The sequence below is a fragment of the Pedobacter panaciterrae genome, from assembly GCF_013204795.1.
GTDB lineage: Bacteria > Bacteroidota > Bacteroidia > Sphingobacteriales > Sphingobacteriaceae > Pedobacter > Pedobacter panaciterrae.
This window is the reverse complement of sequence record NZ_JABMKW010000016.1, coordinates 517754-535037: the sequence shown is the minus strand read 5'-3', so window position 1 is coordinate 535037 and position 17284 is coordinate 517754. Positions and strand designations below refer to the sequence as shown.

The window sequence follows — 17284 nt, the reverse complement described above, 5'->3', positions numbered from 1 at the left end:
CAGGTAAAAAACATATGGCTGAAATAGAAACTTTAGAAGATTTTTACAGGCACAAATTCGCAGGCGTTGCCAGCGATGCACAAAAAGCAATTGGCGATTTTAATGCCTTTGTATTGGAAGACATCAGTACTCCGGAAGGAAATTCAACTGTTGAATATGCACGTAGGGATTTTTTCAAGATCAGCCTGGTTACCGGATCCAACCTTTATCATTATGCCGACAAAACGATAAAGATCGATGGTACTGCACTCATCTTTTTCAACCCGCAGGTACCCTATAAAATGGAATGTGCATCGAAGGAAAATAGAGGCTTCTTTTGTATTTTCAAAGAAGCCTTTTATAGTGAAAAATTGAGAGGTAGCTTAAATGACCTCCCCATGTTTACCATTGGTGGAAAACCATGCTATATTCTTGATGAGCAGCAAAAAGAGGAAGTTTCAGTGATCTTTAAAAAGATCATCAAGGAAATGGAATCTGATTATAAATACAAACGGGACCTGTTGTTGAATTATGTAACCGAAATGATCCATTATGCGCTAAAGTTGGAGCCTACCGAAAACCTGTATCATACCAATGATGCCAATGCCAGAATTACTGCTGTATTTTCGGAGCTTCTGGAACGTCAGTTTCCGATTGTATCGGCTGAACAACGATTTAATATGCGTTCGGCCAAAGACTTTGCTGAAAGGCTGTTCGTTCACGTTAACCACCTTAACAGGGCCATAAAAGAGACGACCGGGAAGACGACCAGCTACTATATTGCAAACAGGATTGCAAGCGAAGCTAAAGCGTTGTTGAAACATACAGACTGGAACATTTCTGAAATCAGCTATTGTCTGGGTTTTGAAGAACCCTCGCATTTCAATAATTTTTTCCGGAAACATACCGAGTTGTCACCATCGAAATATAGAACTGCCTAAGGTCACTACCTTTCCAGATGCTTATGCTGCAAACATAAATAAGCCACAACGGCACAACAATACATCATTAAGATCATGGGGTAGGCTGTACCATTGTAAAGTATACTTAGTATTGATGTGATCAAAAAAGCAGATAGGTAACTTACGGCTCCTACCAGTGCAGAAGCTGATCCGCTGAATGATGGAATGGCTCCGATATATAAAGAAGTAGTGTTGGGTAGAATCAAGCCAAGCATAGCTAAAAATATAAAGATCAATGCCAATAAAACAGCGAAAGGCCCATTAAAATATAATACGATTATCATTATTAAACCTGTAACCAATTGGCACATCATTGCAAGTTTTGTGATTTTTTGAACCTCAAAATGTTTCAGCAGTCTGGTGTTGAGTATTCCGGTAGCAATTATTCCTATCGCAAAACCGGAAAACACAAAGCCGAACTGCTTTTTGCTTAACCCATAAATCTGTGTAAATATAAATGGCGAAGCCGTAATAAAGGAGAATGCTGCGCTATTGCTAATGGCTCTTACTATTGCATAATTAATAAATGCGGGATGTTTTATGCAATAGATATAGTTTTTGAATATGACAGGAAGGTAGAATTTTTTATCAGCAGCCGGAGGTTTTCCTGCGGGTAAAATAGTTAAACATCCTATTAGTCCTGCTCCCGAAACAACTGCCATAATTAGAAATAGGTATTTCCAGGTGGATGCTTCGGCTAACATCCCGCCGGCTATTGGCGACAATATTGGCGAAACCCCCATTATGATCTGTAAAACAGTGAATACATGGGCTGCATTTTTGTCCTTATAAATATCACCTACCAATGCCCTGCAGATGACCTGACAAGCGCTTCCTGCAAGCCCCTGGATAAACCTTAGTGTCAGAAATACAGGGAAAGAACTGGTAATTACGCAGCAAATGCTGCAAAGGACATACGCTGCTAACCCCACTCTTAAAGGGGTTTTTCTGCCCCACACATCAGACATGGGACCAATAAACAATTGGCCAAAGGACATGCCGAACAGAAACAATGTTACGGTACCTTCAATACGAACAATTGGTACTTTAAAGTAATTGGCCATTACACCAAATGCCGGTAAATAGATGTCAATGGAGATCGAGCCTATTGCAGTTAAAATACCTAAAGTTAACGTGATCAATAAGGGCTTCGCATTGATTTTCATCGAAATATTGGGTAGCTGAATTTTATGATAAAGCTATACAACTAAATTTACTCATATGAAATTTCTTATGTAAAAATTATGACTTAATTTTCTCGATTAAAAACCTATTTTTATGGCTTGAAAGAAAACAGTTTTTTACAGATCAACATCAAAACGAATCTATAGATATTTACTGTCTGAATTAATTCGGTTATCACTGTTTCGGGGTAAAAGTAATTTTTAATCATGATTGCAAAAAGAATGGAGGGGGTTAGTGAATACTACTTCTCCCAAAAACTTAGGGAGATAGAATCCCTGAATAAAGAAGGCAAAAACATCATTAACTTAGGCATCGGGAGTCCCGATCTTCCACCGCATCCGGATGTGATCAGGACATTGCAGGAAGAGGCTGCAAAGCCAGGTGTACATGGTTATCAGGGATACAAAGGCATACCTGCATTGCGACAGGCCTTTGCAGATTGGTATCAAAAGTGGTATCGGGTAACGCTTGATCCTGACACCGAAGTATTGCCCCTGATTGGCTCTAAAGAAGGGATCATGCACATCTGTATGACTTATTTGAATGAGGGTGAGGAAGCATTGATCCCGGATCCCGGTTACCCTACTTATGCCAGTGCAGTTAAACTGGCAGGAGGCAAAGCTGTAACTTATCTCTTACAGGAGGAGCGAAACTGGTATCCCGATCTCCAGGCACTGGCCGCTACGGATTTGAGCAAGGTGAAGCTAATGTTCGTGAATTATCCGCACATGCCTACCGGGCAGCAGGTAAATGCCGGGATGTTTGAAAACCTGATACGCTTTGCAAAAGAAAATCAAATCTTGCTGATACATGATAATCCATACAGCTTCATTCTAAATGATCATCCTGTAAGCCTTTTGGAGGTGCCTGGTGCTAAAGAAGTGGTACTGGAACTGAACTCCTTGAGTAAATCTCATAATATGGCGGGTTGGCGCATCGGTATGCTTTGCGGATCAAAAGAACGGGTTGAAGAGGTGTTGAGGTTTAAAAGTAATATGGATAGCGGAATGTTCCAGCCGCTGCAAATGGCGGCAGCAAAGGCTTTAAGTCTTGGGACTGACTGGTACAATTCTATCAACAGCATCTATTCGCAAAGGAGAGATAAGGTATATCGTATACTTGATATTCTGGGCTGCAGCTATGAGCTTAAACAGGTTGGTTTATTTGTTTGGGCAAAAATACCTGATCATTACCCGGATGCTTATGCCCTTAGCGATGAAATCCTTTACGGAGCAAATGTTTTTCTGACCCCGGGAGGCATATTTGGCAGTCAGGGAAATCGGTACATCCGGATCAGTCTTTGTGGCGATCTTTCCAGGTTTGAGCAGGCGATAGGCCGGATCAGTAACTCGTATAAATAACGCATATACTCACAATAAAAAAAATACCTAAACAGATGAAAATAGCAGTTGTAGGTCTTGGACTTATCGGCGGTTCCATGGCCATGGTGTTAAAGCATAGGGGCTTCGCTTCAAAAGTGATAGGAGTGGATAATCAGCAGACACATACGCAGAAGGCACTGGAACTTGGGATTGTCGATGAAGTGGCTGATCTGGACAGCGCAATAGCAAGCAGCGACCTGGTTATACTTAGTGCTCCGGTAAGCGTATGTGAGAAATTACTACCTCATATCTTAGATCTTGTAACACACCAGGTTGTACTGGATACCGGTTCCACTAAAACCTCTCTTCTGGAGGCCGTAAAGGGGCATGCGAATAGGGGAAGGTATATCGCCACGCACCCCATGTGGGGAACAGAATTCAGTGGCCCGGAAGCGGCAACATTGGATGCGTTCGACGGTCGGGCCAACGTCATTTGTGATGCAGGGGAAAGCGATAAGGATGCTCTTGAAACAGTAGAACGGTTGTATAAATTACTTGGCATGTACAATGTATACATGGGCGGAAAGGATCATGATGTACATGTGGCCTATGTCAGTCATATTTCCCATATTACTTCCTTTGCCCTGGCCAATACGGTGCTGGAAAAAGAGAAAGAAGAAAATGCCATATTTGAACTGGCCAGTGCGGGTTTCGAAAGTACAGTAAGGCTGGCCAAAAGTAGTCCTGCCATGTGGATGCCCATATTTAAACAAAATAAGGAAAACGTACTTGATGTGTTAAATGAACACATTACTCAGCTCAGGAAATTCAAATCCTGCATTGAGAAGGAGAATTGGGCATACCTTACCGAGCTGATGGAACATGCGAATAAAATCAAAGATGTCCTGGACCGGAAACAATAAAAAGTGTGCGCTGACGGAATAAACCATTTTGATATCTTTTTTAAGAGGACATAGCCCGGCTCCAGAGGCCGTCACAGCAGCTTGGCTCGTTTACAGTCTGAGGACAATTGCGCTAAATGTATCTCAAACTAGGGTGCGGTGGAGAAATCCAGCATCATTACTTTGCTGCAACTCATTCTATTGAAGTTGGGCTGGTAGAGTATATACCCATATTCATCCAGAGCCCTGATGGCGCTATGCCAGGTTGCACTGCTGGATACTTTTGCCTGCGGCATGAGCTGCTTGCTTTTTACCCGGATGAAAGCGGGGTGATCGCTTTGAATCCAGTGCCGATAAAGCGCCATGTAAACGGCAATGTGTGTGGTCCTGATTCGTGGGTCGTGTTCGATTTTTTCCAGAAATTGCTTTAAAATAACTGTTGCTTCCATTCTTTCTTGGATATTGTGATTTGCTGACGCCAGTGTTGACGTCAGCGGTTTGGAATTCTTGTTTGCTAAGACATGGTGGGACCGGACTTTTTTACCCTGGGTCTGGGTGTCTTGTTTTCCAGGGATGCTGCCTGGGAATTTATTTGTTCTTTCCCCTGTTGCTGGTTGAGGTACAATTTATTCAGGTTCATATCGTATACATCAACACTTTTAAATCGGGGATTGGCGGCCAGGAAATGCTGCTGCAATTGACCATCTTCAACGAAGTTTACCGATTGCAGGTTACCTTTTTGGAGCGATTGCAGCAGTCTTGCAGCTGTTGTTTCGTCCCCAAGTTCTGCAATGGGCAATTTTTCCAATGCTTGCTGCAGATCAAAGCCATAATTGTCCCCAAAAGTCTGGAATTTGTAGTTTCCGTATTTATCGGTTTCCTTAAAGTTCAGCTGTGTCCAGGCATTGTATTTCTCACCTGTAGTGACGTATTTGTCCTGGATCAGGTCTTTCTCCATTTTGCTGTACTCCTTGAAAACGGATCTCCCGCTTAGCAGGTTATAGGCCTCTTTCTGGGTGATGTTGTTCTCCTTGCCGATTTGAAAGGTTTGGCTCATCAGCTCTTGGGAGTGTGGAGGTCTGAATGTGAGTTCATAACGGTTAAAAAAGTACAGGTCGCTTGATTCTGAACGACTGAAATCCAACCTGGAGACTACCACATCATTGCCGAATTCTGTGCGGTTTAAGAGTTGAAATTCTTTGAGTTCTTTGCCGATCTTCTCATTCAGCTGGCTTTCATAGCCTTCACCAAATCCAGTGTATTTGATCTGGTCTTTCAGGAATTCTACATTTTTCTTGTTCATGATTTTTGGATTTAATTAATTAATGTGATTGATTGTCTTTTAACAGTACCTGGTAGCCGGCTTTGAGCCTTGCTTTGATGCGCTTTATTTTTTTTCCGAACAATCCCTTGGCAGTAGTGATGACTTGTCGCGATGTCATCGTGGAAACGTATTTGATCCGCTGGGAATGGTTGACATCACCGACGCCTCAGAATCTGCCCGTACCATTCTGTTGGGACTGAACCGGGAGTGGCAGAAAAAGCAAGGAGATTTTTTTGTGGAGTCCCCAATTAATTTTGTGACTGCAATCATTTGGTTTTTACGTAAATACCAAAACGGCGCCTATTGTACTTTGCCACATGCCATTGAATTGATTCAGCTGGATTATGACAGTTTGTTTACGGTAATGCGTCTGGAGAAGGAAATAGAAGTTTTGATTAACCCATTTGTAAATGCCTACCTGAATGATGTCATGGAGCAACTCGAAGGGCAGATTGCTTCGGCTAAGATTGCCCTGGCCAGGTTATCATCTCCTCAGCTTTACTATGTGCTGTCCGGAAATGATTTTAGCTTGGACATCAATAATCCCGAGCATCCGAAGGTCATTTGCATGGGAAACAATCCGCAGAAGATCCAGACCTACGGGGCAGTGCTTTCCTTGTATGTAAACCGTTTGCTGAAAATCATCAATCAGAAGAATAAGCTGAAATCCATGCTGATCTTCGATGAATTTCCCACACTGACTACGGATATCATTCCTACCATTGCTACTGGCAGGAGTAATAAAATCGGGGTATGTCTGGGCATTCAGGATGCCAGCCAACTGCGAAAGGACTATGGCCGGGAACAGGCCGACGTGATCATGAGTACAGTGGGCAACATCATTGCCGGCCAGGTAACCGGGGATACTGCCAAGCAGCTGAGCGAACGCATCGGTAAAATTATGCAGGACCGCCAAAGCTTGTCAATCAATAGCGGAGATACTTCCATCAGCAAAAGCAGGCAACTTGAATTTGCCGTTCCCGCTTCCAGAATTGCGGCACTTTCCAGTGGTGAATTTGTAGGGATGGTTGCCGATACCCCGGATCAAAAAATTACCTTAAAGGCTTTCCATGGCGAGATACAGAATGACTTTCAGGCCCTCAACAGGGAAGAGGAAGCTTATGTTCCCATCCCAGTGATCAGAACAGTCAATTCAAGTATGGTCCAAAAGAATTATCTGCAGATCAAACAAGATGTGCAGGACATTGTCCGGTCCGAGGTACAGCGAATGATGGGTGATCCTGCACTTGCCCACTTTGTGATTCGCAAGAACTAGTCCGGCAAATCCGGACAACTGTTTTTGTTTTAGGGTTATTCTCAAATACACTTTGCAACCAGCAAATATCTCATCAACGCCTTCCCTTTGTATTTTTACCGTAGGTCTGAGAATTTTATTTCAACATTTTTTAACAATTGAATACATAAGTCTTTGTCATCTGCAGTGGACCCGCTCATGATCAGGGTTGCATTTTTTTTAGTCCGGTAATATCATACTCGGATACGTGTTCTCCTTTAGCCGTGAGTTCAATTCTTTTGGAGTGCTTGTCTTCTTTATCTGCGTACTCTTTAATTCATCCTCGTTTATTCATTCGGTTTAACATGTCTGTGCACCATTGTGATTTAGGTAAAGGAATGGTATTTTTACCATTGAGTTAAACGTAAAATAGTTTATGAGTTATAATGAACGATTAGCGAACCGTGTCCGAGAGTTACTTGAAGATCGGGATGACGTGACAGAAAAAGCAATGTTTAGCGGGATTTGCTTTATGGTTGATGAAAAGATGTGTATATGTGTAACCAGTACGGGTTTATTATGCCGCATTGGAGCAAGCAAAGTAGAGGAAAAATTGGAAGATAGCAATTGCAGGCAGATGATCAACAATGGACGAACCATGAAAGACTTTGTGTATGTAGATGATACTGATGTAGAGAAGCAGCAGGAGCTGAGGCATTGGCTGAGTCTCTGCCTGGAGTTTAATCCGCTGGCCAAATCTTCCAAAAAGAAAAAATAGGTCTGATATAAACTAGTTGAGTAGATAGTTGAATTAAAGCAAAAGCGCCTGTTCATTAATTGAACAGGCGCTTTTATTTAGGTAATTAACCTAAAATTATTTTTTTATTGCGTCTTCACAGCGGTATCGATAGCAGCTGAATCAGTTACAGTAGTGTCCATTGTGGTCATAGAAGTATCAGTCATTGTAGAATCTGTAGCATCTGCTTTTTTTTCTGAAGTACAAGCGGCAACTGATAAAGATATTGCTAAAGCTAAAAAGCCAAATTTGAATAGGGTTTTCATAATAATTTTGTTTTAGATACAAGTTTTGTTCATTAATTAATACACTTGCCCTAAAAAGGTAACCCATTTAAATAAATTATGGGGCTATTATCGTGAAAAGATAGACTGCAAATATGACCAGTAAAACCACTCCCTGTAAGATATTAGTTTTGCCCGTAGCCAGCGAAAGCATGATTGTAAACTGTGCCAGCAAGAGTAATACGGTAGCCTTCATGTCAATTCCTAAGGTAATGGTCATTCCTGTTACCATAGATACGATTGCCACAGCCGGAATGGTTAAACCGATACTGGCCAGCGCAGATCCTAACGCCAGGTTAAGACTTGTTTGTAAACGGTTCTTTCTGGCTGCGCGATAGGCTGCAAGCCCCTCTGGCAGTAACACTACTGCGGCAATGATGACCCCTACCAATGACTTTGGTGCTCCAAAGTTGATGACCGCATTTTCTATATCGGGTGCCAGAGCCTTTGCGAGCAATACTACAATACCCAGGCATAAAAGCAATAAGAAAGTACTTAAAAGAGCGACTTTATTGGTTGGCGGTTCAGCGTGTACCTCTTCGTCGCCATCTGCATCGGGAGGTAAAAAGAAATCGCGATGCCTGATGGTTTGAACCATTACAAAAGCACCATACAACACCAGACATACCACAGCTACAAAAATGAGTTGGATAGGGGTGTATTCAGGACCTGCCTTACTTGTGGTATAATTTGGAAGAATCAGCGTGAGTACCAGTATTGCTGTAAGGGTAACCACAGCCGCACTTACCCCTGGTAAACTAAACACCTGTTCTTTAAACTTGGCTCCCCCTACAAGTAGGCACAGACCAATAATTCCAGTTAAAATAATCATTACAGCGGCTAGAACCGTATCGCGGGCAAGTGCCGCGGTATCGGGGCCACCTGTTAACATTAAAGAAACGATCAGCGCAACCTCAATAACGGTAATGGCCAGTGCAAGCAGCAAAGTGCCGAAGGGTTCACCAACCCGATGAGCAACAACCTCAGCATGATGGACTGCGGCAAGTACCGCGGCAATGAGTACGGCTGCAAGAAAGAATGTATAGAAAATCCCCAGATCCAATGAACTGCCAAAATAGGCTAGCCAGGCAACGATTGGAGATAAGATGGTCCATAAAGGTACTGGTAGTTTTTTGTGCATAAATTTGGGATTAAGTAAGATATTGAATTAAAAATTTAAGACAACAATTATTGTGCTGGAAACGATAAAAAGAATGTTGTGGTTCAGAAATTTTACACTTTTAGTGTATAAATCTCAATTCTTCTTAGTTAATGTTCCTATAGTTTAAATAAAAAATTGCGGATGTTATGATTTATTGCTTTATTTGTATATTAATTCTATAGATTTAATATACTATTTAATCATGAACGCAATTTTACTTCAAAACAAGTCGCTCAGTACTTCTAAATCTGATCATTATTTTCCAATGGTGAGGCTTCAATCAGCATCATTATTTTCGGGCAACTTCTCCAAGTGTTGCCGTTGTTGTTAGGGGATTTCGCCTGATTGTTTAGGCAGATTTTCGATCACCTTTAAATTTTTAGATTCCACAATTATGCCACTCAAAGAGGAGGTAAGGGGACTCGCATGTCATTACTTTTTTAAACTTTTAAAATGAAGCATTTATATAAAAGAAGCGCATACCTGCTCATTTGTGTATTATGGGCACATGTTGCAGCCGCACAGGTAGGTGCACCAACAATTAAATCAAAATTAAATGGTATTGTGTTAGATGCCACAACAAAACAACCCCTTCCGGGTGCTGTAATAAAAATAAAAGGGACTACTCATTCTGTTGCCGCAGATGAGAATGGTAAATTCAGTTTTGTAACCGGACAAACCTTTCCGTACACACTTGTAGTAAGTTTTATTGGGTTTGTACAACAGGAAATTACTGCTAAAGGGAGCCCTGTAGAAATCCTTTTAAAAGAAAACCTTAGTGAGCTAAATGAAATAGTAGTTACGGGTTACAGTTCTCAGGAACGTAAATATATAGCAAGCTCGATTACCAGTGTTAGTGGGAGTGTTGTCCAGGATCAGCCATCAGGAGGATTTAATCAGCTGTTACAAGGGAAAGCTACAGGCGTACAGGTGTCTTCAAATTCTGGCGTACCCGGTGGTGGTATTACCTTTAGAGTTCGGGGAAACAATTCGATCAATGCTTCTGTAGATCCACTTTATATAATTGATGGCGTATTTGTAAGTAATTCTGATCCTATCTCCGCAGGATTAGGTAACCAGCAGGCTTCCAATCCAATCGCTGATTTGAATCCATCTGATATAGAAGACATACAAATTCTAAAGGATGCAAATGCAACAGCAATATATGGTTCATTAGGGGCAAATGGAGTAATTATTGTAACAACCAAAAGAGGAAAGCGAAACACTAGTGCAAAGATAAATTTAAATTCTTTTCAGGGATGGTCGACTGCTATCAATAAGTTTGAAGTAGCTACAGGGCCGGAAGTAGCTTTGTTGACTAATGAATCCAGAATTAATACCGCTATTGATAAAGGCGAAGATCTTTCTGCAGTGGTTTTGCCTTTTCCGAATCCAGAAACCCAACCGACATATGATAGGATCAGTGGTCTGTTTCGTACTGCCCGTACCTCAAATTACGAGGTATCTACACAAGGGGGTACAGATAAAAGCACTTATTATGTTGGGCTTGGTTACTTAGATCAGGAATCCATAGTAAAACCATCAGACTATACCCGTTATTCGGCCAGGTTAAACTATGATAATTATTTAACCGACAGATTAAAGATTGGTACCAGTATTAACTTTACCAGATCAAACAGGAACTTGAGCGGAAGTGACAACAATCCTCAAGGAGTTATCAATTCGGCATTATTTCCGAGATCATACCTTCCAATATTTAAAGAGGATGGTACATATGCCAGGTATGGTAGCTTTGACAATCATCTTGCATTAATAGAAAACCTCGATAGTAAAGCGGTAGGGTGGCGTACTATTGGCAATGTTTATGGTGAGTATTCAATAGTTCCAGGACTTAAATTACGCAGTAGCTGGAGTTTAGATAATAGCAGTGAATATGACAACAGCTATTCTAGTACACTAATCAGTGCAGGTATTGCCGCTAATGGTTCAGCTTCATCAACAGAAACAAAGAACCTTGTTTTAACTAATGAGCAGGTATTGAATTTTGTGAAATCTTTTGGCGAAGATGGTAAGCACAATATTAATGCATTGGTTGGTAATACCATAAATACGGTATTAAATGAAAGCACAGCTGCTACCGGAACTGGTTTTGCGGCAAACAGCCTTCGTTCTGTCTCTGTTGCAGCAACTCGCTCCGGTACTTCTTCCAGAGCTGAATCCAAACTGTTATCTTTCTTTAGTAAGGTAAGTTATACCTATAATGGGAAGTATACAATTGATGGAAGTATCCGTGCCGATGGATCTTCAAAATTCGGGATAAACAAACGTTGGGGATATTTCCCCTCTGGAGGTGTAGCATGGCGTGCTGGGCAGGAAGATTTTATTAAAAATCTGAATGTATTTGATGAATTAAAACTTAGGGCCAGTCTTGGGCTTTCTGGAAATCAAAACGGAATTGGCTCCTATGCAGCACAAGGTTTATGGTCGTCAGGAGCAAATTACCTGGAGCAACCCGGAATATCCCCTTCGCAACTTGCTAATCCAGACCTTACCTGGGAAACTACTCGTCAGTTTAATGTTGGAGCCGAGTTCGGGTTTTTCAAGAACAGGCTAAGCATTGTGGCAGATTACTATAATAAATATACCTATGATTTGTTATTAAACGTTCCTGTTCCTTACCGCTCAGGCTTTGCCAGCTACCTGCAAAATTATGGTTCGGTACGTAATAAAGGATTTGAATTGGGCATCAATTCCACGAATGTGGCATCAACAGATTTTAAATGGACAACCAATTTTAATATCTCTTTTAACAATAATAAGATCGAAAAACTTGCTTCAGATATCAGCTTAGGCGCTTCGGGCAGAAATATTTCAATTCTAAGACAAGGTTATTCGGTTAATTCCTTCCAGTTGTACAAACAGTTATACGTTGATCCTAAAACGGGTAATGCCGTTTATGAAGATGTAAATAAGGATGGTCTGATCACTTCTGCCGATAGACAAATAGTAGGCAATGCATTGCCAAAATATACCGGAGGTTTAACCAATAATTTAAGCTATAAGAGCTTCGATCTGAGCTTCTTCGTTTATTTTCAGCAAGGTAACAAGATTATGAATATGAATGATTTCTTCATGGTTCATGGAGGAACTCAGGCTAATATTGGCTTTTTACCGCGTCAGCTAGATCGCTGGCAAAAGGAAGGGGATATCACTGATATTCCAAGATTGACTACATACAGTTCGAATCCTACTGAAAATGGAGGTGCAGCCAATAATTATGGCGGGAATGTAGCAAGCTTAAGTTCCAGGTATCTTGAAGATGGTTCCTTCATCAGATTAAAAACCCTGACCCTGGGATATACTTTGCCAGTTGCAGTATTGAAAAAGATTAACATTAGCAGGATCAGATTATATGCTCAGGCTACCAATCTTTTAACCTTTACCAATTATGGCGGTCTTGATCCTGAAGTAAGTTCTCAAAGTAATAACCAGAATACGGCAGGTTATGATTGGGCAACTGTCCCTCAGCCCCGCACTTTCCAGATCGGTGCCAATGTAACCTTTTAATGATTAAAATCTAGAAAAAATGAAAGCAACATATATCAAAAATACAGTCCTCATTGCTGTTATTTTCTTTTTAGCATCGTGCAAAAAATACCTGGAAGAAGTACCAAATAATTCTTTACCAACAGAAAGTTCTATTACTGATGTAAGCACCGCGCGTGCAGCCATAATTGGTACATATGATCGTCTTCAGGGATACTATGCCTCGAACTACCCAACACTGGGTACCATTACCACAGACAATGTTATCTTTAATGGAACCTTAAGTGAATACCTCCAGTTAGATCAAAATGCAGTTCCTACAGATAATGTAATTACGGTTGCAGCTTATCAGAATATTTATAAAACAATAAATTCTGCTAATAGTGTAATTACGTACGTGCCGGGGGTAACAGACCCATTACTGACCGCTGCCGAAAAGAATAAAATTCTTGGAGAGGCGTACTTTATTCGTGCATTGTCTTTCTTTGACCTTGCAAGAGGCTGGGGTGGCATTCAGCTCCAATTAAAGCCAACTACAGATCTTACCGTTTTGAAAGGCATTAAGCGTAGTACGCTGGATCAAACTTATGATCAGGTTTTAGCAGATCTGGTTAAAGCTGAAGAGCTCCTTCCGGAGGATGCGACAACCCGTAACCGGGCGCAAAAAAGTACTGCAAGAGCACTTAGAGCCAGACTCCATTTATATAGGAAACAATGGGCCGATGCAGAGAAGTATGCTACGCTGGTTATAAATAATACGAAGTATTCTTTGGTAAAACCATATAAGTCGTTTTTTACAGCACCTTTTCAAAGTGCCGAATCGGTATTTGAGCTTGCTTACTCAGTTAACGACCGGAATAGCTACTGGAATTTATGGTATCCAAGTTCGGCCGGAGGACAGTTTACTTTAAAGCCTTCGGATGCATTAGTGGCAAAATTAAATAATCCGGCAATAGGCGGTACCCGCAACGCCTTAATAGCTGGTAGCGGGGCTACGGTATATGGCGTGTTGTATAATACAACATCTACAAGTACTGATCCATCATATTTAATTCGAATTGCAGAATTGTATCTGATACGTGCCGAAGCAAGGGCACAGCAAAATAATTTGACAGGGTCAGCCGGAGATTTAAATGCGATAAGAAAAAGAGCTGATGTGCCAGAAACGACAGCGGTAACCCAAGCAGATCTTATTAAAGCTATCGAAGACGAAAATGGGATTGAGTTTGCTTTTGAAGCTCATAGATGGTTTGATCTGGTAAGAACCGAAAGGGCAGCAGTAGTATTGGGTTTAACCAATAAGAACTACTGGTTGTTTCCAATTCCGTATTCTGATGTTTTATCAGACCCAGATGTAACACAAAATCCAGGATATTAATTAATCTATTAACTTAAATAATGATGAAAATAATCTATAAATCCAGTAAGATATTGATCGTATTTTTAATGCTGCTGGTTCAACACACATTTGCCCAAAATAATTATTACTTTCCTAAAGCAACTGCTTTAGATGCTAAAGTACCTAGTCCGGAACAATACCTTGGCTATCCGATTGGATCCTACTTTACCAGATATGAAAGGGTCGTCGATTATTTCAGAGAACTGGCAAAAATAAGCGATCGTGTTCATGTTGAATCAATAGGCAAAACATATGAACAAAGAGAGCAAATTATAGTAACTATAACTTCTCCTGCAAACTATAATAATCTGGAACAAATAAGACAGGATCATCTGAACCAGGTAGACCCTTCAAAACCTGCGCTAAGCAGTAATGCACCTGTTATAGTACATCTGGGTTATGGTGTACATGGTAACGAGACTTCTAGTACGGAGGTAAGTTTACTTACCGGATATTATTTGGCGGCAAGCCAGGATGCAGAAACGAAAAAATGGTTAGATGAATCGGTTATTTTTATAGATCCGGCATTGAATCCAGATGGAAGAGACAGGGCCGCAAATTGGCACAATGCTTATCACTCGTTTCCAGCTGTTGGCGATCCAATAGATAAGGAACATCAGGAAGCATGGCCAAATGGGCGTACCAATCATTATTTTACAGATTTAAACAGAGATTGGTTAAATCTTGTTCAGATTGAGAGCCGCAATCGCCTTGTGTTTTTTCATAAATGGTATCCGAATGTTCAAATTGATTTTCATGAACAGGGAACAAACGCAACTTATTATTTTGAACCAAGTCCGAAGCGCCACGAGAGTCCGGTAATACCCCAATTTATTTACGATTTTAATGTTGTTTTAGCTAAATACCATGCTAAAGCTTTAGACGATATTGGGTCGTTCTACTTTACCAAAGAAAATTATGATAATCTTTCGCCAATTTATGGTTCCACATATCCTAAATTCTTTGGTTCTGTTGCGGCTACATTTGAGCAGGCAAGCTCCAGAGGGATCTTACAGGAGTCGAGCAACGGCCCACTTACTTTTGCTTTCACTATCAGAAATCATCTGGCCACAAGTTTTTCAACAATAAGAGGTTCTGTTGCTGAGAAAGCGGGCCTATTTAAAGTTCAAAAGGATTTTTTTAAGTATGCGCTGGAGCAAGGACAGAAAAATCCAGCAAAGACATTTGTTTTTGGTGATAGTAAGGATGTTAATTTAACTCAAAAGTTTTTAGGCCTGTTGCTGCAGCATCATATAAATGTTTATGAACTAGCTGATAACACCACTCATGATGGCAAAACGTTTGAAAAAGGAAAGGCTTATGTGGTGCCATCAGCCCAACCAAATTTTTTACTGGTACACTCTATTTTTGAAGAGAACGTTTTAAAAGACAGTATTTTTTATGATAATACAGGATGGAGCATTATTCATGCTTATGGTTTAAAATATGCTAAACTAAATGCGACAATTGCAAAAGGTAATCAGGTTACTGCTTTAATCCCTGGCAAGGGTGCTGTTGAAGGCGGAAAGTCTCCTTATGCTTACCTGATTAACTACAGCGATTACAATGCTAGCAAAGCACTTTATCAATTGCAGCTGAAAAATGTGCTCGTTAAAACAGCCTTTAAAGGTTTTTCCGCAAATACTCCTTCTGGTAAGCGGGCATTTGGAAATGGGTCGTTAGTTGTTCCGGTAGTAGGGCAAACTCTTTCAGCTGATTCTTTGTACAGTGCATTACAGACTGTAGCTGCAGAAACTAATATCAACATTTTATCTGTTACAAGTGGATTTAGTGCAGAAGGAATAGATCTTGGTAGCAGCAATATTAAAGCAGTAAGAAAACCGGAAGTAGCTTTAGCTTTTGGGCAAGGGGTAACTTCATCTGAAGCCGGACAGGTATGGTTCCTGCTTAACCAACAACTTAATTTGCCGGTTACTAAAATTGATCTGGCTAGTTTTTCAAGAGCATCTTTAGGTCGTTACAATACCTTGGTTTTACCCGGTGGTAATTATAGTGCATGGGACAAAGAAACAGTAGGTAAGATCAAGGCATGGGTAAATGAAGGAGGAACATTAATTACTTTTCAAAATGCAACAGCATGGGCAGTACAGAATGAAATTGTAAAAGAAAGATTATCAGAAACAGAGGCTTTCACAAGAAGAGGAGAAATTCCTTTGGTATCATCTCAGGCAGCAGTAAAAGAGAAGGCCCCGGCGGGAGGGGCTAAAGATGCTCTTGCCAAACCAGAAGTAGAAAGGCTTGATTATGCCAGACAAGAAGATGTAGAGGGATCGAGACGAATTAACGGTGCAATTTTTCAGGCAGATCTTGATATTTCACATCCGATAGCATTTGGTATAACTGATAGAAAGTTATTCATCAATAAAAATGGACCTACCTTGTTACTACCTAGCGCAAACAAATATGCTACAGTGGCCCAGTACACCAGTAAGCCCTTTATTAATGGATATTCATCAAAAACAAATATTGGTAAAGTAGCCAATTCTGCGGCCATTATTGCCACGGCAAGTGGAAGCGGTGAAGTGGTTTTGTTTGCTGATGACCCAACTTATCGTGGCTATTGGCTAGGAACAAGCAGGCTGTTTTTAAATGCAGTTTTCTTTGCTAATCTTCTAAATGGAGGGTATAGATAATAAAAACAGAAAATATTTTTTATTTGATGTCCTATTTCTGAAATCTCAATTGTCATAGCGGTATAAAACAACTATTGTATTACAATTTAGATCAAAAGAAAATGGAACAAAGAATCAATTTATTCGCAAAAGGACAGAATGCTATAAAAGCAATGTATGGTTTAGGAAGTTATCTTGCTAAATCTCCGGTTGAAAAGAAACTTTTAAACTTGATTTATTTTAGGGTATCTCAAATTAATGGATGTGCATTTTGCTTGGATATGCATTCAAAAGATTTGCGTGTAGAAGGTGAAACGGAGCAACGACTGTATGTGTTGAATGCATGGCGCGATGCTCCGCTGTATACCGCGCGTGAGCGTGCTGCATTGGCATGGGCCGAGGCAGTAACAAGGATAACAGGAGGTGATGTTTCTGATGAAGTATATCATGAAGCAATACAACAGTTTACTGAAGAAGAACTGATAGATTTGACAATAGCAGTAAATACAATTAATAGTTACAATCGCCTTAATATTGCTTTTCGTACTCCGGCAGGAGATTATCAGCCAGGGGCGTTTGCAGTAAAAGGGTAATA

The 17284-nt window shown here is 40.7% G+C and carries 14 protein-coding genes and 1 pseudogene; 9 read left to right on the top strand and 6 right to left on the bottom strand.

Annotated elements, in window-relative coordinates:
• The first annotated feature begins 14 nt into the window (after positions 1–14).
• Positions 15–920 (top strand): helix-turn-helix domain-containing protein, encoded by a 906-nt coding sequence (locus HQN86_RS10160; RefSeq protein WP_172660869.1) that lies wholly within the window; start codon positions 15–17, stop codon positions 918–920.
• Positions 921–925: 5 nt separating this feature from the next.
• Here HQN86_RS10160 and HQN86_RS10155 read toward each other — a convergent pair whose 3' ends face one another.
• A complete protein-coding gene (locus HQN86_RS10155; protein ID WP_172660868.1) occupies positions 926–2107 on the bottom strand; it encodes a multidrug effflux MFS transporter in 1182 nt (393 codons plus the stop codon).
• Positions 2108–2332: 225 nt separating this feature from the next.
• On the opposite strand from HQN86_RS10155, the gene HQN86_RS10150 reads away from it, so the two are divergent.
• Entirely contained in the window at positions 2333–3487 is a 1155-nt protein-coding gene (locus HQN86_RS10150) for a pyridoxal phosphate-dependent aminotransferase (RefSeq protein ID WP_172660867.1), read from the top strand.
• Positions 3488–3522: 35 nt separating this feature from the next.
• A complete protein-coding gene (locus tag HQN86_RS10145) occupies positions 3523–4371 on the top strand; it encodes a prephenate dehydrogenase (RefSeq protein WP_172660866.1) in 849 nt (282 codons plus the stop codon).
• A 128-nt stretch (positions 4372–4499) separates the two neighbouring features.
• On the opposite strand, the gene HQN86_RS10140 is transcribed toward HQN86_RS10145, so the two are convergent.
• The 3 genes from HQN86_RS10140 to traM all read right to left on the bottom strand — a co-directional run bounded on the left by HQN86_RS10140 (position 4500) and on the right by traM (position 5792).
• The gene (locus tag HQN86_RS10140; RefSeq protein WP_172660865.1) at positions 4500–4799 is read right to left on the bottom strand and encodes a hypothetical protein; all 300 of its coding nucleotides are present in this window, start codon (positions 4797–4799) and stop codon (positions 4500–4502) included.
• Between the two features lie 65 nt (positions 4800–4864).
• Positions 4865–5653, bottom strand: coding sequence for a hypothetical protein (locus tag HQN86_RS10135; protein WP_172660864.1), 789 nt, complete (start codon positions 5651–5653; stop codon positions 4865–4867).
• Positions 5654–5672: 19 nt separating this feature from the next.
• Positions 5673–5792 (bottom strand): conjugative transposon protein TraM, encoded by a 120-nt coding sequence (gene traM, locus HQN86_RS27220; RefSeq protein ID WP_449580842.1) that lies wholly within the window; start codon positions 5790–5792, stop codon positions 5673–5675.
• Between traM and HQN86_RS10130 the strand changes: the two are divergent.
• Together HQN86_RS10130 and HQN86_RS10125 are read left to right on the top strand one after the other, a co-directional pair.
• Positions 5772–6950 (top strand): annotated as a pseudogene (locus HQN86_RS10130) (type IV secretory system conjugative DNA transfer family protein); the annotation flags it as partial. The gene traM and the pseudogene HQN86_RS10130 sit on opposite strands and share 21 nt — an antisense overlap.
• A 394-nt stretch (positions 6951–7344) precedes the next feature.
• Positions 7345–7686 (top strand): TfoX/Sxy family protein, encoded by a 342-nt coding sequence (locus HQN86_RS10125; protein ID WP_216854372.1) that lies wholly within the window; start codon positions 7345–7347, stop codon positions 7684–7686.
• 104 nt (positions 7687–7790) lie between these two features.
• On the opposite strand, the gene HQN86_RS10120 is transcribed toward HQN86_RS10125, so the two are convergent.
• Both HQN86_RS10120 and HQN86_RS10115 read right to left on the bottom strand, forming a co-directional pair.
• Entirely contained in the window at positions 7791–7970 is a 180-nt protein-coding gene (locus HQN86_RS10120) for a hypothetical protein (protein WP_172660861.1), read from the bottom strand.
• Between the two features lie 76 nt (positions 7971–8046).
• Positions 8047–9129: a calcium:proton antiporter gene (locus tag HQN86_RS10115; RefSeq protein WP_172660860.1), complete on the bottom strand. Its 1083-nt coding sequence runs from the start codon at positions 9127–9129 to the stop codon at positions 8047–8049.
• 474 nt (positions 9130–9603) lie between these two features.
• On the opposite strand from HQN86_RS10115, the gene HQN86_RS10110 reads away from it, so the two are divergent.
• From HQN86_RS10110 to HQN86_RS10095, 4 genes are all read left to right on the top strand, one after another.
• On the top strand, positions 9604–12678 hold the full coding sequence (locus tag HQN86_RS10110; protein WP_172660859.1) for a SusC/RagA family TonB-linked outer membrane protein: 3075 nt from the start codon (positions 9604–9606) through the stop codon (positions 12676–12678).
• 19 nt (positions 12679–12697) lie between these two features.
• Positions 12698–14035 carry a RagB/SusD family nutrient uptake outer membrane protein gene (locus tag HQN86_RS10105; RefSeq protein WP_172660858.1) on the top strand — a complete coding sequence of 446 codons (1338 nt, stop codon included), beginning with the start codon at positions 12698–12700 and terminating at the stop codon, positions 14033–14035.
• 20 nt (positions 14036–14055) lie between these two features.
• Entirely contained in the window at positions 14056–16710 is a 2655-nt protein-coding gene (locus HQN86_RS10100) for a M14 family zinc carboxypeptidase (RefSeq protein WP_172660857.1), read from the top strand.
• Between the two features lie 101 nt (positions 16711–16811).
• Complete coding sequence (locus HQN86_RS10095; RefSeq protein ID WP_172660856.1) at positions 16812–17282, top strand: carboxymuconolactone decarboxylase family protein; 471 nt, start codon at positions 16812–16814, stop codon at positions 17280–17282.
• The last annotated feature ends 2 nt before the right edge of the window (positions 17283–17284 follow it).

Bases quoted from the DNA above. Each gene is read 5' to 3' on its own strand.
- HQN86_RS10160 (WP_172660869.1), top strand. From the start codon at position 15: ATGGCTGAAATAGAAACTTTAGAAGATTTTTACAGGCACAAATTCGCA.
- HQN86_RS10155 (WP_172660868.1), bottom strand. From the start codon at position 2,107: ATGAAAATCAATGCGAAGCCCTTATTGATCACGTTAACTTTAGGTATT.
- HQN86_RS10150 (WP_172660867.1), top strand. From the start codon at position 2,333: ATGATTGCAAAAAGAATGGAGGGGGTTAGTGAATACTACTTCTCCCAA.
- HQN86_RS10145 (WP_172660866.1), top strand. From the start codon at position 3,523: ATGAAAATAGCAGTTGTAGGTCTTGGACTTATCGGCGGTTCCATGGCC.
- HQN86_RS10140 (WP_172660865.1), bottom strand. From the start codon at position 4,799: ATGGAAGCAACAGTTATTTTAAAGCAATTTCTGGAAAAAATCGAACAC.
- HQN86_RS10135 (WP_172660864.1), bottom strand. From the start codon at position 5,653: ATGAACAAGAAAAATGTAGAATTCCTGAAAGACCAGATCAAATACACT.
- traM (WP_449580842.1), bottom strand. From the start codon at position 5,792: ATGACATCGCGACAAGTCATCACTACTGCCAAGGGATTGTTCGGAAAA.
- HQN86_RS10125 (WP_216854372.1), top strand. From the start codon at position 7,345: ATGAGTTATAATGAACGATTAGCGAACCGTGTCCGAGAGTTACTTGAA.
- HQN86_RS10120 (WP_172660861.1), bottom strand. From the start codon at position 7,970: ATGAAAACCCTATTCAAATTTGGCTTTTTAGCTTTAGCAATATCTTTA.
- HQN86_RS10115 (WP_172660860.1), bottom strand. From the start codon at position 9,129: ATGCACAAAAAACTACCAGTACCTTTATGGACCATCTTATCTCCAATC.
- HQN86_RS10110 (WP_172660859.1), top strand. From the start codon at position 9,604: ATGAAGCATTTATATAAAAGAAGCGCATACCTGCTCATTTGTGTATTA.
- HQN86_RS10105 (WP_172660858.1), top strand. From the start codon at position 12,698: ATGAAAGCAACATATATCAAAAATACAGTCCTCATTGCTGTTATTTTC.
- HQN86_RS10100 (WP_172660857.1), top strand. From the start codon at position 14,056: ATGATGAAAATAATCTATAAATCCAGTAAGATATTGATCGTATTTTTA.
- HQN86_RS10095 (WP_172660856.1), top strand. From the start codon at position 16,812: ATGGAACAAAGAATCAATTTATTCGCAAAAGGACAGAATGCTATAAAA.